Source organism: Stenotrophomonas sp. ZAC14A_NAIMI4_1 (assembly GCF_003086915.1).
Classification (GTDB): domain Bacteria; phylum Pseudomonadota; class Gammaproteobacteria; order Xanthomonadales; family Xanthomonadaceae; genus Stenotrophomonas.
Genome location: NZ_CP026002.1, coordinates 3814796 through 3835888, shown reverse-complemented (window position 1 = coordinate 3835888; position 21093 = coordinate 3814796). Strand labels below are relative to the sequence as shown.

General features: G+C 67.7%; 22 protein-coding genes. 7 read left to right on the top strand and 15 right to left on the bottom strand.

What is annotated here, in order from left to right:
* Nucleotides 1-92: 92 nt before the first annotated feature.
* Nucleotides 93-644 carry a hypothetical protein gene (locus tag C1926_RS17535; RefSeq protein ID WP_108760076.1) on the top strand — a complete coding sequence of 184 codons (552 nt, stop codon included), beginning with the start codon at nucleotides 93-95 and terminating at the stop codon, nucleotides 642-644.
* 24 nt (nucleotides 645-668) lie between these two features.
* Here the strand turns inward: C1926_RS17535 and C1926_RS17530 are convergent, their stop codons facing one another.
* Nucleotides 669-1562: a LysR family transcriptional regulator ArgP gene (locus tag C1926_RS17530; protein WP_108760075.1), complete on the bottom strand. Its 894-nt coding sequence runs from the start codon at nucleotides 1560-1562 to the stop codon at nucleotides 669-671.
* A 105-nt stretch (nucleotides 1563-1667) separates the two neighbouring features.
* On the opposite strand from C1926_RS17530, the gene C1926_RS17525 reads away from it, so the two are divergent.
* On the top strand, nucleotides 1668-2282 hold the full coding sequence (locus C1926_RS17525; RefSeq protein WP_108760074.1) for a LysE/ArgO family amino acid transporter: 615 nt from the start codon (nucleotides 1668-1670) through the stop codon (nucleotides 2280-2282).
* A gap of 69 nt (nucleotides 2283-2351) precedes the next feature.
* Nucleotides 2352-2918, top strand: coding sequence for a hypothetical protein (locus C1926_RS17520; RefSeq protein WP_159095136.1), 567 nt, complete (start codon nucleotides 2352-2354; stop codon nucleotides 2916-2918).
* 32 nt (nucleotides 2919-2950) lie between these two features.
* On the opposite strand, the gene map is transcribed toward C1926_RS17520, so the two are convergent.
* From map to C1926_RS17470, 10 genes are all read right to left on the bottom strand, one after another.
* Nucleotides 2951-3739 (bottom strand): type I methionyl aminopeptidase, encoded by a 789-nt coding sequence (gene map, locus C1926_RS17515; protein WP_174214135.1) that lies wholly within the window; start codon nucleotides 3737-3739, stop codon nucleotides 2951-2953.
* A gap of 10 nt (nucleotides 3740-3749) precedes the next feature.
* A complete protein-coding gene (locus tag C1926_RS17510; RefSeq protein WP_079221179.1) occupies nucleotides 3750-3962 on the bottom strand; it encodes a ParD-like family protein in 213 nt (70 codons plus the stop codon).
* Nucleotides 3963-4026: 64 nt separating this feature from the next.
* Nucleotides 4027-4287: a MafI family immunity protein gene (locus tag C1926_RS17505; RefSeq protein WP_108760071.1), complete on the bottom strand. Its 261-nt coding sequence runs from the start codon at nucleotides 4285-4287 to the stop codon at nucleotides 4027-4029.
* Nucleotides 4277-4645 (bottom strand): VOC family protein, encoded by a 369-nt coding sequence (locus tag C1926_RS17500; protein WP_079221181.1) that lies wholly within the window; start codon nucleotides 4643-4645, stop codon nucleotides 4277-4279. Before C1926_RS17500 ends, C1926_RS17505 begins: the two co-directional genes overlap by 11 nt.
* A 116-nt stretch (nucleotides 4646-4761) precedes the next feature.
* A complete protein-coding gene (locus C1926_RS17495) occupies nucleotides 4762-5889 on the bottom strand; it encodes a metallophosphoesterase (protein WP_108760070.1) in 1128 nt (375 codons plus the stop codon).
* Between the two features lie 137 nt (nucleotides 5890-6026).
* A complete protein-coding gene (locus tag C1926_RS17490) occupies nucleotides 6027-8234 on the bottom strand; it encodes a TonB-dependent siderophore receptor (RefSeq protein ID WP_108760069.1) in 2208 nt (735 codons plus the stop codon).
* 21 nt (nucleotides 8235-8255) lie between these two features.
* On the bottom strand, nucleotides 8256-8555 hold the full coding sequence (locus C1926_RS17485) for a DUF3325 domain-containing protein (protein ID WP_079221184.1): 300 nt from the start codon (nucleotides 8553-8555) through the stop codon (nucleotides 8256-8258).
* Nucleotides 8552-10132, bottom strand: a complete 1581-nt coding sequence (locus C1926_RS17480) for a PepSY-associated TM helix domain-containing protein (RefSeq protein WP_108760068.1) — start codon at nucleotides 10130-10132, stop codon at nucleotides 8552-8554. Before C1926_RS17480 ends, C1926_RS17485 begins: the two co-directional genes overlap by 4 nt.
* Complete coding sequence (locus C1926_RS17475) at nucleotides 10129-10464, bottom strand: hypothetical protein (RefSeq protein WP_200732770.1); 336 nt, start codon at nucleotides 10462-10464, stop codon at nucleotides 10129-10131. Before C1926_RS17475 ends, C1926_RS17480 begins: the two co-directional genes overlap by 4 nt.
* Nucleotides 10465-10557: 93 nt before the next feature.
* A complete protein-coding gene (locus C1926_RS17470) occupies nucleotides 10558-10986 on the bottom strand; it encodes a helix-turn-helix domain-containing protein (RefSeq protein ID WP_108760067.1) in 429 nt (142 codons plus the stop codon).
* An 83-nt stretch (nucleotides 10987-11069) separates the two neighbouring features.
* On the opposite strand from C1926_RS17470, the gene C1926_RS17465 reads away from it, so the two are divergent.
* Nucleotides 11070-12239: an MFS transporter gene (locus C1926_RS17465; RefSeq protein ID WP_108760066.1), complete on the top strand. Its 1170-nt coding sequence runs from the start codon at nucleotides 11070-11072 to the stop codon at nucleotides 12237-12239.
* A gap of 21 nt (nucleotides 12240-12260) precedes the next feature.
* Here C1926_RS17465 and C1926_RS17460 read toward each other — a convergent pair whose 3' ends face one another.
* Nucleotides 12261-13676, bottom strand: a complete 1416-nt coding sequence (locus C1926_RS17460; protein WP_108760065.1) for a GGDEF domain-containing protein — start codon at nucleotides 13674-13676, stop codon at nucleotides 12261-12263.
* A 201-nt stretch (nucleotides 13677-13877) separates the two neighbouring features.
* On the opposite strand from C1926_RS17460, the gene C1926_RS17455 reads away from it, so the two are divergent.
* A complete protein-coding gene (locus tag C1926_RS17455; protein WP_108760064.1) occupies nucleotides 13878-14831 on the top strand; it encodes a cation diffusion facilitator family transporter in 954 nt (317 codons plus the stop codon).
* Nucleotides 14832-14962: 131 nt separating this feature from the next.
* Here the strand turns inward: C1926_RS17455 and nfi are convergent, their stop codons facing one another.
* Nucleotides 14963-15652 carry a deoxyribonuclease V gene (gene nfi / locus C1926_RS17450; protein ID WP_108760063.1) on the bottom strand — a complete coding sequence of 230 codons (690 nt, stop codon included), beginning with the start codon at nucleotides 15650-15652 and terminating at the stop codon, nucleotides 14963-14965.
* Nucleotides 15653-15746: 94 nt separating this feature from the next.
* Between nfi and gpmA the strand changes: the two genes are divergently transcribed.
* The gene (gene gpmA / locus C1926_RS17445) at nucleotides 15747-16496 is read left to right on the top strand and encodes a 2,3-diphosphoglycerate-dependent phosphoglycerate mutase (protein ID WP_108760062.1); all 750 of its coding nucleotides are present in this window, start codon (nucleotides 15747-15749) and stop codon (nucleotides 16494-16496) included.
* A gap of 108 nt (nucleotides 16497-16604) precedes the next feature.
* On the opposite strand, the gene C1926_RS17440 is transcribed toward gpmA, so the two are convergent.
* Nucleotides 16605-17066 (bottom strand): hypothetical protein, encoded by a 462-nt coding sequence (locus C1926_RS17440; protein WP_108760061.1) that lies wholly within the window; start codon nucleotides 17064-17066, stop codon nucleotides 16605-16607.
* 141 nt (nucleotides 17067-17207) lie between these two features.
* On the opposite strand from C1926_RS17440, the gene C1926_RS17435 reads away from it, so the two are divergent.
* Entirely contained in the window at nucleotides 17208-19301 is a 2094-nt protein-coding gene (locus C1926_RS17435) for a M13-type metalloendopeptidase (protein ID WP_108760060.1), read from the top strand.
* A 1186-nt stretch (nucleotides 19302-20487) separates the two neighbouring features.
* On the opposite strand, the gene C1926_RS17430 is transcribed toward C1926_RS17435, so the two are convergent.
* Nucleotides 20488-21078, bottom strand: a complete 591-nt coding sequence (locus tag C1926_RS17430; RefSeq protein ID WP_079221194.1) for an HD domain-containing phosphohydrolase — start codon at nucleotides 21076-21078, stop codon at nucleotides 20488-20490.
* Nucleotides 21079-21093 lie beyond the last annotated feature (15 nt).

Genomic DNA, 21093 nt, shown 5'->3' with positions numbered 1-21093 from the left:
AGAGTCCGGCAAAAACTAGTGGATGAGCCGTGAAGCCGTTGTAGGTGCGGCGCGCGCTACAGTGGTTGCCGCCACGCGGACAGGAGCGCGCGATGCAGGGTTGCCACTGGAAATGCCGACGTGCCCACCTGTGGCTGGCCTGCGCGCTGCTGCTCGCACTGCCATGGGGGTGGGCCGCTGCCACGGATGTGGCGGCGCGCACCGGCCCAGCCATCATCGGCATGCAGGTGCAGGGCAGCGGACGGCTGGCGCATGGCCAACGCGTGCCGTTGCCACGCGTGCTGCAGGCACTGGGCACGCCCTCGCAGCGCGAACCCTCACCCTACGAGTGCGGCAGCGCCTACGACGAGGGCGATATCCAGCTGCTGAGCTGGGCGGGGCAGGCGTGGGAGAGCGACGGCCGCACCGCGGTGCTGCGTCGCTTCGACGTGGGCCGGGAGGGCGCGCTGCTGTTGGCCAATGGCACGCAGATCGGCGCGCGCACCTCGCCTGCCGATGTGCTGCAGCGGGTGCCACGCGCGCACCGCAGCGGTGACACGGTGCATGTCACCCCGGACCCGCGCGGGCTGACCGAAGAGCGCTACGACCTGCGCTTCGATGGCGAGGGACGCCTGTTCCAGATCGACTACTGGATCGCCTGCTGAGCCTGCGGCGTGCGTGCCATGGGCTCAGCGCAGGTTGCCTTCCGCTGCGCTGCGAAGGGCCTGGGTGATGTGCTGCAGCGTGCTCGAGCGCACGGCGGCGTGCTGCCAGAACAGCGGGACATCCAGCCAGCGGCGTGGTTCCAGCACGGTCACCCTGCGCTCGGCCAGCGCCGGCGCGATCAGTGTTTCCGGGGCCAGGCACCAGCCCAGTCCACGCGCGGCGGCTTCGACGAAGCCGGTGGAGGAGGGCAGGTAGTGCACCGGCGGCTGCAGCCGTGCGCGGGTCAGGCGGCGCATGAAGCGTGCCTGCAGTTCGTCCTTGCGGTTGAACACGATCATCGGCGCCACGGCCAGCGCATCGGCCTGCATGCCCTTGCCGAACCAGCGGCGTGCGAAGGCCGGTGATGCGATGGCGTGGTAGCGCATCGCGCCCAGCGGATGCACGTTGCAGCCCTTCAACGCGCGCCCCTCGGCGGTGACCGCGCCAAGCACGCTGCCATCGCGCAGCAGTTCCAGGGTGTGGTCCTGGTCGTCCATGCGCAGGTCGAACAGGTAGCCATGGCGCTGGTGCAGGTCGGCGATGGCGGCGACGAACCACGTATCCAGCGAATCATCGTTGACCGCCAGCGGGATCGGCGTGCGGGTGGCATCGTTGCCGCGCTCGGGCAGCAGCTCGGCCAGCGCTTCGCTCTGCAGCGCCTGCATGGGCCGCACGCTGCGCAGCAGGATTTCACCGGCCGCGGTGGGTCGGCACGGCGCCTGGCGGACCAGCAGCACCTGGCCCAGGCGGTCCTCCAGTGCCTTGATCCGCTGCGACAGCGCAGACGGACTGATCGCCAGCCGGCGCGCGGCGGCCTCGAAACTGCCTTCTTCCAGCACCGCAGCAAAGGCGGCCAGTTGCGGGTGTACCAGATCCATGCCGGGCCTCTTCAGTTTTTCTGCACAGGATAAAGAAAAACCAGCTGGCCTTAAGCGGCGGTGGGCTGCACCCTGCGCGTCCCTTCCTGCTGGATGCCCGTCCCCATGTGGTTCACCGCTGCGCTGGCCGGCCTGTTCGCAGGCGCCGGCCTGATCATCGCCATCGGCGCCCAGAATGCCTTCGTCCTGCGCCAGGGGCTGCAGCGCCGCTACGTGGGCACGGTGGTGCTGGCGTGCATGGGCGCGGACATCGCGCTGATACTGGCCGGTGTCGGCGGGATGGGCGCGCTGGTGCTGCAGTGGCCGCTGCTGCTGCAGGTGCTGCGCTTCGGCGGTGCGGCGTTCCTGGGCTGGTATGGCCTGCAGGCGGGCGTGCGCGCGTGGCGCGGCGGCAGCGCATTGGCGGCCGCCCGCAGCGACGGCGGCAACCGGCGCCAGGTGCTGCTGGCCTGCCTGGCCTTCACCCTGCTCAACCCGCACGTCTACCTTGATACGGTGGTGCTGCTGGGCAGCCTGTCCACGCGCTACCCCGGCGACCTGCGCTGGGCATTCGCCGCCGGCGCCAGCGTGGCCAGCGTGCTCTGGTTCTGCGCGCTGGGCTATGACGCGCGCCTGTTGCAGCCGCTGTTCCGCAACCCGAACGCGTGGCGCGTGCTGGATGCCGGCATTGCCTTGTTCATGGCGGGCCTGGCATTGCTGTTGCTGCTGCGTCCGCTTTAGGCTGCATCCACAGCCCGGATGTTCCGGGTCATCCATTCGACCCGGTGTCTGCCCGAGGGAGGTGTTCTGATGCATCCGGACGTTGCTTCCGGCATGGGCGGCATGCGGGGTCCGTTGTCGCGGCGTGCGCTGCCGCTGATGCTTCTGGCCGGTGCGCTGTTGTCGGCGTGCGGCGCGCACCCACCGCCGTCTGTTTCCGTACCCGCCGATACGGTGGCTGCGGCGGCAGGCGATTCCGGTTTCGCGCGCATGCTGGCAGGCTTCCATCAGTGCCGCTACGAAGGCCTGTTCGTCAACGATCTTCCGGGGCAGGTGGCCACGGCGCCGGATACGGACTGGTTCCGCGCCCATCCCGGGGCCGCCTGTGGGCGTGACGCCGACTTCTACTATTTCTGCATGGACGAACGCTACCGTGGGCTTACGGTGCAGCGCATGGCGCTGCCCGGCACCGGCGGCCTGCCGAGCGTGGCGCTCTACCTGCAGCAGGATGCCGCAACCGCGCGTTCCATTCTGCGCCAGCAGCTGGGCGGCGGCTTCCCGTCCTCGCGCGCCTGCGACGCTGGCACGGCCCCTGAGCTGATGGCCGACCCGGCCGATGCCAATCGTTCGATCCTGGTCTGTACGCGCACGTTCTGAAAGTTCCCGGCCGCTTCCGCCACCCTGGGGTGTCAGTGCTCTGCCTGGTCAATCGCACACAGCGGCGTCTCGCCCGGGCGCAGGGTCAGTACGCGCACGCCCTGCGCGGTCACCGCCACGGTGTGTTCGAACTGCGCCGACAGCTTGCCATCGCGGGTGTACACCGGCCATTCGTCCGGCAGCTGGCGGATGGCCGGCTTGCCCTGGTTGAGCATCGGCTCGATGGTGAACACCATGCCCTCCTGCAGTTCCATGCCGGTGCCGGCGTGGCCGTAATGCAGGATCTGCGGGTCTTCGTGCATCTCCTGGCCGATACCGTGGCCGCAGTACTCCTTCACCACGCTGTAGCCATGGCTGCGCGCATGGCGGGCAATGGCATGGCCGATGTCGCCCAGGCGCGCGCCGGGACGCACCTCGGCGATGCCTTTCCACATGGCCTGGTAGGCCACCTTGACCAGCTTGCGTGCGGCGTAGTCGATCTCGCCCACCAGGTAGGTGGTGCTGGAATCGGCGATGTAGCCGTTCTTTTCCAGGGTGATGTCGAGGTTGACGATCTGCCCGCTGCGCAGCACGTCATCGTGGCTGGGCACGCCGTGGCAGATGACGTTGTCGATGGAGGTATTGAGCACGTACGGAAAGCCGTACTGGCCCTTGCTGGCGGGCCGCGCGTGCAGTTCGTCGACGATCATCCGTTCAACGAAGTCGTTGATGTCCATCGTGCTGCGGCCTTCCAGCGGCAGGGCGTCGAGTGCGGCGAACACCTGCGCGAGCAGCCGCCCGGACTCCGCCATCAGCGCGATCTCGTCGGGGCGCTTGATGATGGCCATCGGCTCAGGCCTGGCCCGCTGGCAGCAGCGGCGGCTGCACGCCGGCCGCGCGCAGTTCGCTGGCGACGATGTCCTGGAAGCTCAGGGTCGGGTTGAGTTCGCACAGCATGCCGACCCGGATCCAGAAGTTGGCCTGGGCGTTGATCGAGCGGCTGGAGACGGTGCAGGCACGACGCAGCTGGTCGTGCAGGGTGTCATCGATGTTGACGATGCCCATGGCGGGTTCTCGATGGGGAATATATGAAGCATATATGATTCATATATTCCCACTCAAGAGGCCCTCAGCGGGGCGGACGCAGCCGGCGCATCAGCGTTGGGGCGGCGGGCTGTCCCAGCAGCGTGTTCAGCTCGCAGAGCTGCAGGTACTCGGCAGGGTGCAGTGTCACGCCGGACTCGTCGATGTCGGCACAGAGCTGGTCCAGTGCCAGCGGCACTTCATTGCGATCCAGCAGGTCCAGGACCATCGCGATGCGATGCTGGGGCAGCCGATCTTCCAGCCGTTGGCCCATCGCGCGCAGGCCAGCGCGTGCATCAATCTCCATCGCGCGGATGGGTGGCAAAGCGCAGGCGGTTGCCGTCCGGGTCGACCAGCAGCATTTCGCGGGTGCCCCAGTCGGTATCGTGCGGCGGCTGCGGGATGGGCACGCCGGCGGCACTGAACGCGCGGAACACCGCGTCGACGTCATCGACCTTGAAGTACACCGCGCCGCCGGGCTGGCAGTCACCGGCATGTTCGCTGAGGAACAGGGTCTGGCCATCGCGGGTGAGCTGGGCGAACAGCGGCATGCCCGGCCCGAAGCGGTGTTCCCAGTCGACGGAAAAGCCCAGGCCCTGCACGTAGAACGGCAGGGTGGTGTCGGCGTGCAGCATGCGCAGCTGCGGGATGACGGTCTGGGGCATGGCGGCGGTTCCTGATGGGCAGCGTCGAGCTTGTTCGACTGGCTTTGAGATCGCGCCAACGGCAGTCGAGCAAGCTCGACTCTACCAATGCCAACGGCAGTTGAGCTTGCTCGGGGTCAGTCATCCACGCCGGGCACGCCTTCAGCCAGGGGCACCCGCGTACCGTCCAGCAGGCCGCGGCTGAGCGTGCCGTTCTCGATGAACAGCAGTTCGCCGTTCTCGCCGTTCTTGATGCTGCTGTCGATGGCGATCACGCGGCCACCATGGAAGCTGCTCACGTGCGGCATCGAGGTGTGGCCGACCACGATCCGCTTCAGCTGCAGCTGATCGAGCACGGCCTGCACGCCGTTGCTGTCCAGGCGTCCATCGAAGTAACCGCGGTACCAGATCGGGCTGGTCTTGCCGTCATACAGCGGCGCGGTGGCCGGGTTGGCCTTCACTTCGGCCTTGGGCGTGCCCAGCGAGGCCTGGTAGGCGGCATTGGTCGCGGCCGGCTGCAGCGCCAGCTGCACGGCGTCAGGCGAGATGCCACCGTGCAGGAACAGGGTGTCGCCGATCTTCAGCAGCACCGGGCGGGTGCGCAGCCACTGGCCGATCACCGAATCGGCTCCATAGAGCTGCGGGTAGCTACGGCCCAGCAGCTGCGCGCTGCGCAGGTACTTGGGATTGACGTAGCGCAGGTCGTCGTACAGCACCATGGTTTCGTGGTTGCCCAGCACGAAATGCACCGCGCCACCGGCCGCTGTGGCCTGCTGCTGCAGCCCGTACAGCAGCCAGAACGCTTCGGTCACCTGCGGGCCACGGTCGAACACATCACCGGCAATCACCAGCGTGTCCTTGCCCAGCGCCCACTGGTCCTGCGCATCGATCACCTTGTTGGCGCGCAGCAGGCGCACCAGCAGGCCGTACTGGCCATGGATGTCGGATACCGCGACGATGCGCGGCGTGGCCGGCAGCACCGAGACCGAGGGCGCCGCCGGCGGCAGCACATGCACGCTGTGGCCGTAGCCGCACTGCGGCGTGATGTCGGTACCGCTGGCTTGGGCGGGCAGGGTGCGCATCTGCACCTGGTCGCCGCAGATCCACTTCGCCCGCAACTGATCGCCGACGCGGAACACGTAGGGGCCATCGGCATCGACATGCTCGGCCGGCGCGGCCACCTCGCGTGCCTGCAGCGACGGCGCGCCCAGCAGGGCCAGCGGCAACAGCAGCAGGGCAGGGTGGAGCAGGCGGCGGTGCAGCATGGGCGGTTCCTCGGTGGGCAACAAAAAGGCGGACCCGAAGGCCCGCCCGTGATGCTACGCCGATGCCCACCCCGGCAGCATGCGCCGAAGGTGGGGGTCACTGTGCGGAGTCGGGTGGCCGGCGCCGCACGGTGGCATCAGAACTTCGCGCGCAGGTTGAACAGCACCCGGCGCGGCTCGCCCCAGTAGCCCGCGTTGAAGAAGCCGACGTTGCGGTAGTAGACCTTGTCGAACAGGTTGGTGACCGTCACGCCCACGCTCAGGTTGTCGTTGATGCGGTAGCGGCCCATCAGGTCGAACAGCACGTAGCCACCCTGGCTCATCCTGCCGGTGGCGGTGACCGGGGTGCCGTTGGGGTTGAAGCGGCCGGTGGGGATCGGCTGCATCTGGTAGATCTCGCTCTGCACGCTGACGCCACCGCCGACGGTCCACTGGCCGTGGCTGTAGGTGGTGTTGAAGCGTGCCAGATGCATCGGGCTGGTGCTGGCGAAGCGGCTGCCATCGGGGTTGCTGCTGTAGCTGTAGGTATAGCCGCCGGTCATGCTCCAGTGGTCGGTGATCGAGCCGGACACTTCAAACTCGCCGCCCTGGGTGGTGATGCCCTTGCTGGCGATGTAGGGCGAGCTGCCATCGGGCAGCTTGATCTCGCCGCCGTTCGGGTCCAGCTCGGCCACGTTGTCCTGCTTCATGTAGAAGCCGTTCAACGAGGTGTACAGGCGTCCGCCGAAGAACTCACCCTTCAGGCCGTACTCGTAGTTGCCGCCGGTGGTCGGGTCGAGCAGCTGGTTGTTGATGTCGCGGCGCGCGGTGGCCTGGAACACGTCCGAGTAGCTGGCGAAGGCAGTGATGCTGCTGCTGAGGTCGTACAGCACGCCCATGTAAGGGGTCAGCTCGTGCGCGGTGGTGCGCGCGCTGCGGCTGGTGAACACACCGTTGACGTCGTAGTTGTCGGTGGTGGTTCGGTAATCGGAATAGCGCGCACCGGCGATGATCTTCAGCGGGTCGATCGGGTTCAGGCGCACGGCGGCGTAGTAGCCGGTTTCGGTGGTGTTCACCGTGTTCGACGGAATGCCGTAGTTGAAGGTGGTCGGCCTGCCGATGTTGCCGTCCCACTGGTAGATGCTGGGGAACGCGTTGACGTTGTACGGGCGCGAGGTGATGCCGGCGCGGATGGTGTCCAGGTCGCGGTCGTAGTGGTTGATGCCCACCACCAGCTCATGCGAACGGCCGAACAGCTGGAACGGGCCGGAGGCGTACAGGTCGAAGGCATCCTCGCGCGTCTCGGACACCGAGTAGGTATCGGCGATGCGCAGGCCCAGGCCGGTCACGGCATCGGCCCAGTTGCCGGTGTTGGAACCGGCCAGCAGCAGCGAGTCGGTGTCGGTGGCGCGGTGGTTGTAGGCCAGGCGGCCGCTCCAGCCGGCGCCGAGCTGCTGTTCGAGGGTGGCGAAGTAGTTGGTGCTCTGGCGGTTCCACTCGTTCCAGCGTGCGGCGGCGCTGTAGGAACGCGGCATCTGCGCGCGCGTTCCGTCGCGGAAGTACAGCGGCGAGGCGCTCCAGGCACCGCCATCCGAACCAGTCTTCAGGTAGTCGATGCCGGCGCGCAGGCGGGTGCTGTCGGTCAGGTCGGCTTCGATGACGCCGTACAGGCTGGGCGATTTGTCATGCTGGAAGCGTACCCAGCTTTCCTTGTCGGTGTAGGCGCCGACGAAGCGGCCGCGCACGCGCCCGCCCTTGCTGAGCGGACCGGACACATCCACTTCCGCGCGCTTGTAATCCCACGAGCCGGCGCTGAGGCTGGTGCTGGCCTGGAAGGTTTCGGTCGGGCGCTTGCGCACCATGTTCACCGTGGCCGACGGATTGCCCGAGCCGGTGACCAGGCCGCTGGCGCCGCGCACCACTTCGATGCGCTCGTAGATGGAGGTGTCGCTGAGGATCGAGTTGCCGCCCGAACCGGTGGTGTAGTTGGTGGGGATGCCATCGAACATGAAGTTGTTGATGGCAAAGCCGCGCGCGTTGAACAGCGTGCGGTTGCTGTCATAGGACTGGATGGTGACGCCCGGGGTCTGCTGCAGCACCTCGGAAATGGTGATGAGGTTGAAATCCTCGATGCGCTGGCGGGTGAACACGGTCAGCGACTGCGGGGTTTCACGCAGGGTCAGCGGCAGCTTGGTGGCGGTGTTGGTGCCATAGACCTGGTAGCCCTCGGTGCGCTGGGTGACCATCACCCGGTCCAGTTCAGTGGTGGTCGGCGCGCTGTCCTGGGCGAAGGCCGGCGCAGCGGCGCAGGCGAGCGACAAGGCGAGGGCGTTCCGGCGCAGGGCGCCAGGCGAAGGCTGCTTCATGATGGAACCTCGGTTTCTGGATCAGGAACGGGAAGACGGGCGTGGCGCCGGCTTGGCCGGGCTGCGGAAACTGAGCCAGAGCACCATCGCCCCGGCACCGGCGGCGAGCACGCCGCACCAACCAACAAACCCCTGTGCAATGCCCCAGGCGGCGATGCTGGCCAGCAGGCTGGCGGCCAGCCCGAGCACGCCCAGCCCCTGCAGCAGGCGACGGCGCGGCGTCGGCGGCGCATGGCCGGCCACATCGCGGTGGTGGCGTTCCATTGCCATGGCCAGGCAGGCGAAGGCGGCGGCCGCCAACAGCAGGGCGAGCACGCTCATGCGCCCGCCTCGGCCGGTGTGGTGGCGCGTGCGGTGCGCGGCTTGCGCTGCGCGGGCACGAAACGGTGCACCTTGCGCGCGGCCCACAGCAGGCCGGCGCCGATCAGCAGCAGGCCGATGTCGATGCCGGCCTTGGCGCCATCCCCGGCAGCAAGCGCGGTCAGCGCGCCACCGTGCCACGCCACCAGGTTGTAGACCGGCAGGCCCAGCGCCAGCACGCCGGCCAGCGCCAGCTGCTCGACCCAGCCGCGACGTGGCGCGCGCAGCATCGCGTGCACCACGCAGGCGGCCCAGGCGTAGAAGAACACCTTCACTTCGGCGTCGCTGCGGTTGGCCACGTCCAGCGGCAGCAGGCGGTTGCCCCAGAGGAAGGCGAGCATCGCCACCGGCAGGCCGGTGACGAAGCCGATGTTCAGGCGTTCGACGATGCGGAAGCCCAGGTGCGGCCGCGCCGGATCCGGCAGCTGGGTGCGCCGCTTCACCGCCCACAGCACCAGCCCGGTGGCCACCATCAGCGTGCCGGCCACGCCGGAAAGGAAGAACAGCCAGCGCATCGTGGTGGGTGCGAAGCGCGCGGCATGCAGGCCGATCATGCCGTCACGGGTGATGACGGCGGCCGAACGCGGCGGCGCCGCATCCAGCAGGTTGCCGCGCGCATCGAAGGCCAGCGTGTCGGCAGCGCCAGCGATCTGGTCGCCCTGTTGGCGGCGCACGCTGATGCGCATCGCTACATCGCCAGGCTGTTCGATCTGCAGCGAGGCCGCATGGCCGCCGCCCCACTGCACTTCGGCACGGCGCAGCACCTCGGCCAGCGCCGGCGGGGTCGCGGCGGTGCCGCTGGCTTCGACTTTCTCCGCACGCGGGAACAGTTCGGCGAAGAACGCATCGCGGCCACCGGGATAGTTGGCATCCACCGCCCACGGCATGTACAGCGTCATCAGGGTGATCAGGCCGGTGTAGGTGATCATCAGGTGGAACGGCAGCGACAGCACGGCCAGTGCGTTGTGGCCGTCCAGCCAGCTGCGCTGGCCCTTGCCCCGGCGGAAGGTGAAGAAGTCGGTGAAGATCTTCTTGTGGGTGATGACCCCGCTGATCAGCGCGATCAGCATCAGCATCGAGCAGGCGCTGATGAACCAGCGCGCCCACAGCACCGGCACGTAGTGCAGGTCGAAGTGCAGGCGATAGAAGAAGTTGCCGCCGCGCGTCTCGCGCACCTGCACCGGCTTGCCGTCGGCATCCAGCGTGGCCTGGTTCGGGTTGCGCTGGCCGCGGCGGCGTTCCTTCTCGCCCTGTGGCTGCCAGCTGACGGCGGTCGCGCTGCTGCGCGAGTCGGGCAGTTCGATGCTCCAGCGCTGCGCATCCGGCGCGGTGCGGGCGAGGAACTGCTGGGCCTGGCTGACGGCCGTGGCGCTGCTGGCGGGCAGGCCGATTTCCGGCTGCATCCAGCGGGTCAGTTCTTCCTTCCAGTACGCAGCGGTACCGGCAATGAAGATCAGGAACAGCACCCAGCCGACCACCAGGCCCGACCAGGTATGCAGTACCGATTGCGATTGGCGGATGCCACCCAGATTGCTCATGCCACGCCCCCGCGCAGCAGCCACGCCAGCAGCGCGCCCAGGCCACCGGCAACCAGCAGGCCCAACGTGGCGCGCAGGGTGCTACGTGCGGCATAGGCCCAGATCGCGGCCAGCGCGTAGACCACGAAGGCGGCCATGGTGGCGACCAGAGTGGCATCGGCCTTGGCGCCGGGCAGCAGGCGCGCCAGTGCGGCGGCCCAGCAGGCGGCCACGGCATAGCCACCGAGCAGGCCGAGCAGGCCACGGGCCCACAGCAGGCCATGGCCGTTACCGCGCGGCACGCGCTTGGCCGGCGCGGTGCCGGCAGCAGGAGGGGAAGAGGGTGCGGCCATAGCCGATGTCAATAGGAATCGTCTGCAATTGCGAGCGAATGCTATTTGACACCGGTAGCGCTGTCGAGTCCCCCATTCGGGGGAGGCGCTGTTTCAGAGCTTGCGCACCACGGTCTGCTCCGCGCCGATGGCGTGGCCGGCCGCGTCCTGCGGCTGCATGTACGCCAGGGCGCTGCCGGTGCTGCGCTCGACCAGGGTGGAGTGGGCCTCGCCGGCGGCGAAGCGATGGCGTTCGCCCCATTGGCGCAGGGCCACCAGCAGCGGGAACAGGTCGCGCCCGGCCGCAGTCAGCACATAGTCCTGGTAGGCGCTGCCATCGGCGGCGGGCTGCTGCACGAGCAGGCCGGCCTCCACCAGCCGGCGCAGGCGGTCGCTGAGGATGTTGCGGGCGGCGCCGAGGCTGCGCTGGAAATCACCGAAGCGGGTGATGCCATCAAAGGCATCGCGGATGACCAGCAGCGCCCAGCGGTCGCCGAGCAGATCGGCACTGCGGGCCACGGGGCAGGGGCTGTCGGCGTGCATGGCGGCGTCCGGATATGGAATGTGGTTGCAGTTTAAAACCGGCAGCGCTACCGTGCATCCAGTTTCAATATGCAACCACGTTGATGAGCACTCCCGTATCGCGGCCATTGCTGGGCTTGCTGGCCATCGCCGCCGGCGCCAGCGTGGCCAATGTCTACTACGCCCAGCCCTTGCTGGAGCGTCTGGCGCAGGCGTTCGCGCTGGATACGGCCGTCGCCGGTGGGGTGCTGGCCGCGACACAGGTGGGGAGCGTGCTGGCCCTGCTCGGCCTGCTGCCGCTGGCGGACCGCGGCGACCGCCGGCGCCTGCTGCGCGTGCAGTTGCTGGCCCTGGTGGCCGCGCTCCTGCTGCTGGCGAGCGCCCGCACGGCACCCTGGCTGTTGGCCGGCATGCTGCTGGCCGGGCTGCTGGGTACGGCACTCACCCAAGGCCTGATCGCCTACACGGCCACGATGGCGCCGGCCGCGCAGCGCGGTCGCATGGTGGGCGTGGTGCAGGGCGGGGTGTTCATCGGCCTGCTGTCGGCGCGCGTGCTGTCCGGCAGCGTGGCCGCGGTGGGCGGATGGCGTGCGGTCTACCTGCTGTCGGCAGTGCTGATGGCCCTGCTGGCACTGCTGCTGTGGCGGCGGCTGCCGGCCTTGCCGCTACCGGCGCTGCAACCGTCGTGGCGGGCGCTGCTGGTGTCGATGGCCACGCTGCTGCGCGACGACCGCGCGCTGCGTGAGCGCGGGCCGCTGGCGCTGCTGCTGTTTGCGGGCCTCAACGTGTTCTGGGCGGCGGCGCCGTTGCCACTGTCGGCGCCACCGTTGCACTGGTCCACCGCCGCGATCGGTGCACTGGGCGTGGCGGGCATCGTCGGCGCGCTGCTGGCCGCGCGCGTGGGCCACTGGATGGATCGTGGTTTTGCGGTGCGCGTCAGCCTGGCCGCGCTGCTGCTGATGCTGGCGGCGTGGTGGCCGTTGCTGGGGCTGCCGCACTCGCTGGCGTTGCTGCTGCTGGGCGTGGTGCTGCTGGACCTGGGCGGCCAGGCGCTGCACGTAGCCAACCAGGCGCTACTGCTGCGCGCACCGGTTGAACAGCATGGGCGCCTGGTGGCGCTGTACATGCTGTTCTATGCGGTGGGCAGTGGCAGTGGCGCAGCGGCGGGCACCTGGGTGCAGGCGCGCCACGGCTGGGGCGCGGTGTGCCTGCTGGGTGCCGGCATCGCGGCGTTGGCGCTGTTGTGGTGGGCGCTGTGTCGCCTGCGCCGCTAGCCGTGCGACGCGAGGGGATATTCAGCGTTGCAGGGCACGGCGCCCGGGTGCGTCGGGCAGGGTGGCATCAGCCAGCACCACCCGGTTGCGTCCGCCACGCTTGGCGGCATACATCGCCGCATCGGCACGCGCCATCAGCCGCTCGTAGTCGGGGTGGCCATCGTGGGCGGCCACGCCGATGCTGGCGCTGAGGTCCAGCTGCTGGCCGTTGGCCAGGCTGACCGGCGACTGCGCGATCTGTCGCCGCAGGCTTTCAGCGATCACCATCGCCTGCGATTCGCTGGCGGCCACCAGCACCACCACGAACTCTTCGCCGCCGTAGCGGAACAGGTAATCGCTGCCACGGGTCAGCTGCCCCAGCAGGGCGGCCACGTGCTGCAACGCGCGGTCACCAGCGTCGTGGCCATGGCCATCGTTGATCGCCTTGAAGTGGTCCAGGTCCAGCAGCAGCAGCGAGAAAGGCGTCTGGTTGCGCGTGGCCAGCTCAATTTCCCGGCGCAGCACGGTCGGCAGGAAGCGGCGGTTGAGCAGGTTGGTCAGTGCATCGCTGCCCGCATCCAGTTCGCCGATGCGCTCGAACAGCAGCGTCATCAGGCTGCGGATGGTGGCCAGGTCTTCGCGGATGGGCGGCAGCACGGCCAGCCGCTGTGCGGTGTCATCGCTCTTGGCGCGCACCAGGCAGGCGTCGATGCGCGCGACCAGGCGGGACACCTGCTGGGTCTCGCTGCTTTCGCCGAAGCTGGGCACGCCCTTGTGGGTGAACCACAGGCCGAACTCGGACGTGGCCAGGCTCGCGCCTTCGCCATCGCAGGTGTGGCCGGCCAAGGTGTACAGCAGGGTATTTTCCCAGTCCAGCAGCAGTGCACGCTGGCGCTCGCGTTCGGTGCTCACGTTCTGCACCAGCGAGAACAGGCGATATGCCGCATCGGTACGCGATGAGCGCTCGCGGGCATGGGTATAGGCCAGGGTCATGCCTTCCATGGCGATGTCCATGGTTGCGCTGAGGCAGTCGATGGCGGCGAACGCCGTATCCGCATCACTAGCCAGGCCACGCAGGCGCACGAACAGTTCGTGCTTGAGCACACGCGCACCGCGGGTGACGAGGTCCACGGGAATGCCGACCCGTGCATGGACATCGCCGATCACACGCTGCGCGGCCACCGCCATGGCCACGCCTTCGGCATCGGTGCACAGCAACTGGTTCAGCCAGCGCTGCATGGCAGGCTGCAGGCGATCCTTCACCTGCTCGTGGGACAGGAAGCGGCGCGCACGCGCATCCTGCAGCAGGACGTCGTAGAAGCGCTGTGCCAGCGCGGGCGGTGCATCCTGCGCGACCTGCCGCAGCAGCGCGGTCGCTGCGGGGCCAGCCTGCAGCAGGCAGTGCTGCCAGGCGTCGGCCAGCGGTTGGCTGGCCTCATCCAGTTGGGGTGTGTCCACGTCGGTATCCAGCGGCGTACGGCAAACCACCGGTATCGGCAGCGCGGGTGTACGGTTGATGGGGGGCGAGCCGGCAGTTTAAGCGGCATGCAGCGTGCCTGCATCGATGGCAGGGCGGCGACGCCTGCAATGTTATAAACAGCGTAATAGTCTCCCGCGGCCACCGCGCGTAGCCTGACCGCATTGCACAGGAGCTTTGCCATGGGCCACGACCACGACCACCTGCCATCGGAAATCCGCCACGAGAAACCGTTGTGGTGGGCGCTCGGCCTGACCACCACGTTCCTGGTGGTGGAGGTGGTGGGTGCGTTCTGGACCAACAGCTTGGCCCTGCTGTCCGATGCCGCGCACATGGCCACCGATACGTTGGCACTGATGATCGCGCTGGTGGCGGTGCGGCTGAGCCGGCGCCCGCCGGATGCGCGACGCACTTACGGCTATGCGCGGCTGGAAGCGCTGGGCGCGATGATCAATGGCGCGATGCTGTTCGTCGTTGCGGGCTACATCCTGTGGGAAGCCATTGCGCGCTTCCGCCAGCCGCAGGAGATCGCATCGACCGGCATGCTGGTGATCGCAGCGATCGGCCTGGTCATCAACCTCATCTCGATGCGCCTGCTGCAGGCCGGCAGCGGTGAAAGCCTGAACGTGAAAGGTGCCTACCTGGAAGTGTGGGCGGACATGCTGGGCTCGGTGGCGGTGATCGTTGGCGCGCTGCTGATCCGCTGGACCGGCTGGAAGCCGATCGATCCGATCCTTGCCGTGCTGATCGGCCTTTGGGTGCTGCCGCGCACCTGGGTGCTGATGCGCGAAGCCATCAACGTGCTGCTGGAAGGCGTGCCCAAGGGCACCGATGTAGCCAAGGTGCGCGCAGGGTTGAGTTCGCATGCTGCCGTGCTGGACGTGCATGACCTGCACGTGTGGGCACTGGCATCAAGCACCCCGGCGCTGACCGCGCACGTGGTGATGCGCGATGGCACCGACGCCGACGCGCTGCGCCGTGAACTGGGCGCACGCCTGCACGAGGAGTTCGGCATCGATCATGTGACCCTGCAGGTCGAGGCTGACCACTGCGGCGAAGCGTGCGGGGAACCGGCCAGGCACGAGCACGATCATGACCATGATGCGCAGGGCCATCGCGGTCATGTGCACCGGTAACAGATCCCGACTGGGTCTCGTCGGCTGGGTAGAGTCGACTGGGTAGAGTCGACTGTTAGTCGACTGCTTTTTGCAGAGAACCCCGCGCTGCGCGCGGTAGTCGACTAACAGTCGACTCTACCCAGTCGACCCTACCCGTCGACTCTACCCTCATCGCGGCGCGAGGCCAGGCGGTCGGCCAGGCGGGTCGGTTCGGGCAGGCGATAGCCGCGCAGCGTGCGCTGCACCCAGGCCAGCGCGGTATCGGCGCTGACCCGGTGGCCGCCCGCCACGAACAACGGCTTGCAGCGGGCCTTGCTGCGCAGCACCCAGCCCAGGTGTTCATCCCCCTGCAGCAGCGGCGCATGCGCGCCGGGCTCGGCGCCGGGCTCGACGTACTGGCCGACCAGCTTCGACTTGGCCACGCCGATGCTCGGCAGGTCGGTCACCACGCCCAGGTGCGCGGCCACGCCCAGGCGCCGCGGGTGGCTGATGCCATGGCCATCGACGAAGACCAGGTCCGGGGTGCGGGGCAGCTGCGCCAGCGCGGCCAGCAGTGCCGGCAGTTCGCGGAAGCTGAGCAGGCCCGGGATGTAGGGCATGACGGTGGGAATGCGCGCGATTTCCTGCGCCGCCGGTTGCAGGGTGGTGGCATCAAGCAGCACGGCGGCCGCGCGGGTGATGGCGCCGTTGTCCTCGAACCCCACGTCCAGCCCGGCCAGCCAGCGCGGCGCGGCCGGCAGCCGGTCCTGGCGCTCGACCCGGCCGGCCAGCTGCACCTGGTGCGCGCGGGCGGCGGCGACGCTGCCTTGCCAGTGGCCCGGATCGATCACGGTCTTCATCGGCCCGGAGCATGGCATGACCGCTGCCACGGCGCGGTGAGCGTGGCCGGGGCTACAATGGCCGCCTGCCTACCCACGCGTTGGAGATCCTGCAGTGACCCGTAAACTCGTACTGTTGCGCCATGGCCAGAGCCAGTGGAACCTGGATAACCGCTTCACCGGCTGGGTCGATGTCGACCTGACCGACCAGGGCCGCAGCGAGGCCGCCAATGCCGGCCGCCTGATGCGCGAAGAAGGCCTGCAGTTCGATGTTGCCCACACCTCGGTGCTCAAGCGCGCCATCCACACCCTGCAGGGTGCGCTGGCCGAACTGGGCCAGGACTGGCTGCCGGTGAACAAGTCCTGGCGCCTCAACGAGCGCCACTACGGTGGCCTGCAGGGCCTGGACAAGGCCGAGACCGCCGCCAAGCACGGCGAGGAGCAGGTCAAGGTGTGGCGCCGCTCGTACGACATCCCGCCGCCGCCGATGGACCTGGAAGACCCGGGCCACCCGATCCACGACCGCCGTTACGCCGGCCTGGACCGCAACGCGCTGCCGGGCACCGAATCGCTGGCGACCACGCTCGACCGCGTGCTGCCGTACTGGCACGACGCCATCGCGCCGCAGCTGAAGGAAGGCAAGACCGTGCTGGTCACTGCCCACGGCAATTCGCTGCGTGCGCTGTACAAGTACCTCAACAACGTGTCGCGCGAGGAAATCCTCGAGCTGAACATCCCGACCGGCATCCCGCTGCTGTTCGAACTGAACGACGATCTGACCGTGAAGTCGTTCCGCTACCTGGGCGACCCGGAAGCCGCCCGCAAGGCCGCTGAAGCCGTGGCCAACCAGGGCAAGGCGAAATAAAACAGAAGGCCGGCGCAAGCCGGCCTTTCCTTTTGTAGCGTCGAGCCATGCTCGACTGACGCCATTGCAGCCCAGTAGAGCCACCCCATGGGTGGCTGCATCTGTCTGCTATGAAGGACCCAACAGGCGCACCCTCGGGGGCTGCAATCCAGCAATGTCGATGACGTGGTCCTGGCATATCACTTGATAGTGCGCGAATGGGCCGGGGTAACGGGTGTCGGCGAAGGTGGCATGGTCCAGATAATCGAGGAACTTCGACCGGCTGTAGCGGCGGAACCGGTTGCCGCTCCAATCTTCGGAGTCGTCGCCGCTCTGGTAACACTCGTTGTGCACGACATAGCTGATGTAGTCATCCCATACCAGCTCGAAGCGCTGCGAATCGGAGGTTATCTCTATCGCGCGCACGTCATCGATCCAATGTCCCTGGCCGAAATTCACGCGGCGGGGTTCTCCTGTCCCCCGTCCCTCCTCGATGACCAGCCGCAGACAGTTGACCTCCGGTTCGCCAATATCCGTCAGGAACAGATAATCGCAGGTGTCAAGAGCCTGTAGCAGCGCAGCTTCGTCCATGGGCGCGAGGTCCGGTGATCGGGAAGACAAGAATACCGGCATGCAGTTGGTTGGCGATGCCACGGCCCCTGTGACCTTTGGCCGGTCCCCGGCATCGCCGCGCCCGCTACGCTGGACGATTCGCCGTCGGAGAGAGACTCCATGAACGTCCGCAACCTGGTCCCGCTGGGCCTGACCATCGCCATCGCTGCTTCGCTGGCCGCCTGTGGCAAGAATGAAACCGCGCCGGCCGCCACCGCCGATGCCAAGCCGGCCTTCGATCAGTCGCAGATCAAGACGCCGCTGATCTCGCTCAACAGCGCCGATCTGGACCCGTCCATCGCCGCCTGTACCGACCTCAATGGCTTCGTCAACAGCAAGTGGCTGCAGGCCAACCCGGTGCCGGGCGACCAGACCACCTGGGGCAGCTTCGAGATCCTGCGCGAGCGCTCGCTGGAAGTGCAGCACGCGCTGGTCGAGCAGGCCGCCGCCAGCCAGGCCAAGGCCGGCTCGGTGGAAGCCAAGATCGGTGACATCTGGAAGACCGGCAACGACGAAGCCAAGATCGAGGCCGCCGGCCTGGCGCCGCTGCAGCCGCAGCTGGACAAGATCGCTGCGCTGAACGACACCGCCGCCATCACCCAGTACCTGCGCGACAGCCAGGCCGAAGGCAAGGGCGTGCTGTTCTCGCTGTTCGGCAACGCCGACTACAAGGATTCGGCCAACGTCATCGCCTACGTCGGCCAGGGCGGCCTGGGCCTGCCGGAAAAGGGCTACTACTTCGACGAATCGCAGGCCAAGATCCGTGACGCCTACGTGGCCTACATCGCCCAGGTGCTGACCTTGTCGGGCATGGACGCTGCGCAGGCCGCCGAGCAGGCCAAGGCCGTGATGGCCTTTGAAACCCGCCTAGCCAAGGCATCGATGTCGCGTATCGAAATGCGCGACCCGGCCAAGCGCTACAACCCGCTCAGCGCTGCCGACGCCGACAAGCTGACCCCGAACTTCAGCTGGACCGCGCTGTTTGACACCCTGAAGGTGCCGGCCGCGCAGAAGTTCTCGCTGGCCCAGCCGGGCTTCTTCGGTGAAATGGACAAGATGCTGGCCGACGTGCCGGCCAGCACCTGGCAGGCTTACCTGCGCTTCCACACCATCGACGACGCCTCGCCGTACCTGAGCAGCCAGTTCGAGAAGGCCAACTTCGATTTCTACGGCAGCACCCTGCGTGGCCAGAAGGAAATGCAGCCGCGCTGGAAGCGCGTGCTGGAATCGGTGAACGGTGGCATGGGTGAAGCCCTGGGCCAGCTGTACGTCGATGCCGTGTTCCCGGCCGAATCGAAGGTCGCCATGCAGCACCTGGTGGAAAACCTGTCGGAGGCGCTGAAGGCGCGCCTGGAGCAGCTGCCGTGGATGGGCGAGGAAACCAAGAAGAAGGCACTGGAAAAGTGGGCCAGCTTCACCCCGAAGATCGGCTACCCCGACAAGTGGCGTGACTGGGCGGGCCTGCAGACCAACGGTGACAGCTACCTGGGCAACATGCAGGCGGCACGCGCGTTCAACTACCGCTACATGCTGGACAAGATCGGCAAGCCGGTGGACAAGACCGAGTGGGGCATGACCCCGCAGACCGTCAACGCCTACTACAACGCGACCAAGAACGAGATCGTGTTCCCGGCGGCGATCCTGCAGGCGCCGTTCTTCGATGCCAAGGCCGATCCGGCGCTGAACTACGGCGGCATCGGTGCGGTCATCGGCCACGAGATGATGCACGGCTACGATGATTCGGGCAGCCAGTTCGCCGCCAACGGCAACTTCGACAACTGGTGGACCGACGGCGACCGCAAGGCCTTCACCGAGCGTACCGACAAGCTGGTCGCGCAGTTCGACGGCTACGAGTCGGTGCCGGGCGTGTTCGTGAAGGGCAGGCTGACCCTGGGCGAGAACATCGGTGACCTGGGCGGTCTGACCGTGGCGTATGACGCGCTGCAGATGGCCCTGAAGGAAGACCCGAAGGCGAATGTCGACGTCGATGGCCACAGCCAGGACCAGCGCTTCTTCATGAACTGGGCCACCGTGTGGCGCCGCAACTTCACCGATGGCGAACTGCGCGTGCGCCTGAACACCGATCCGCACGCACCGGCCAACTTCCGCGCCAACGGTGCACCGTCGAACATGCCGTCCTTCGCCGCTGCGTTCCAGTGCAAGGCGGGCGATGCGATGGTGCGCGCCGACGACAAGCGCGTCGTGATCTGGTAATCGATCGCACGTGATGCGTGATGCAGAAGGCCCGGCGAAAGCCGGGCCTTTTGTCTGGCGGAACGGTGACCCGGTAGAGTCGACCGCTGGTCGACTATCGCGCGCAGCGCGGGGTTTTGTCGGTCTGCGCGAAGGGCAGTCGACCAACGGTCGACTCTACCTGTCTGGCGCAACGGTGACCCGGTAGAGTCGACCGCTGGTCGACTATCGCGCGCAGCGCGGGGTTTTGTCGGTCTGCGCGAAGGGCAGTCGACCAACGGTCGACTCTACCTGTCTGGCGGAACGGTGAACCGGTAGAGTCGACCGCTGGTCGACTATCGCGCGCAGCGCGGGGTTTTGTCGGTCTGCGCGAAGGGCAATCGACCAACGGTCGACTATCGCGCGCAGCGCGGGATTCTGGCGGTCTGCGCGAAGGGCAGTCGACCAACGGTCGACTCTACCTGTCTGGCGGAACGGTGACCCGGTAGAGTCGACCGCTGGTCGACCATCGCGCGCAGCGCGGGATTCTGGCGGTCTGTCCGAAGGGCAGTCGACCAACGGTCGACTCTACCTGTCTGGCGGAACGGTGGCCCGGTAGAGTCGACCGCTGGTCGACCATCGCGCGCAGCGCGGGATTCTGGCGGTCTGCGCGAAGGGCAGTCGACCAACGGTCGACTCTACCTGTCTGGCGCAACGGTGACCCGGTAGAGTCGACCGCTGGTCGACTATCGCGCGCAGCGCGGGGTTTTGTCGGTCTGCGCGAAGGGCAGTCGACCAACGGTCGACTCTACCCGGTAGAGTCGACCGCTGGTCGACTATCGCGCGCAGCGCGGGGTTTTGTCGGTCTGCGCGAAGGGCAGTCGACCAACGGTCGACTCTACCTGTCTGGCGGAACGGTGAACCGGTAGAGTCGACCGCTGGTCGACTATCGCGCGCAGCGCGGGGTTTTGTCGGTCTGCGCGAAGGGCAGTCGACCAATGGTCGACTCTACCTGTCTGGCGCAACGGTGACCCGGTAGAGTCGACCGTTGGTCGACTATCGCGCGCAGCGCGGGATTCTGGCGGTCTGCGCGAAGGGCAGTCGACCAACGGTCGACTCCACCTGTCTGGCGGAACGGTGACCCGGTAGAGTCGACCGTTGGTCGACTATCGCGCGCAGCCCGGGATTCTGGCGGTCTGCGCGAAGGGCAGTCGACCAACGGTCGACTCTACCCGGCCAGCATGCCGCGGAACCGGCCCAGCACGTATGGATCGATCAGGCCACCGGCCTGGTCATCAAGGATGCGCAGCACTGCCTCATGTTCCATCGCCTGGCGGTAGGGGCGTGCGCTGGTCATCGCATCGTAGGCGTCGACCACGGTGAGGATGCGTGCGCCCAGCGGGATCGACTCGCCCTGCAGGCCATCGGGATAGCCGCTGCCATCGTGTGCCTCGTGGTGGGCGCGGATCAGCCGCGCCACCGCCACCGCATCACTGCGGCCGGTGGCCAGGAAAATATGCTCGCCGCGCACCGGGTGCTCGCGCATGACCGCGCGGTCCTCTTCGGTGTGGCGGCGCGCGCTCAGCAGTACGTCATCGGGAATGCCGATCTTGCCGATGTCGTGGAAGCGCGCGGCGAGGGCGGTGTGTGCGCAGCCTTCGCTGTCCATGTCGCAGTGGAGGGCCAGGCGCTGCGCAAGCAGGCCGACGCGGTCGCAGTGGTGGCGGGTATAGGCATCACGCATCTGCAGCGACATCGACAGGGCATCGATCAGGCAGGAACCGGCGTGCAGCAGGTCGGGAGGACTGGAATGAAGCATGGGGGTGGGGCGCCG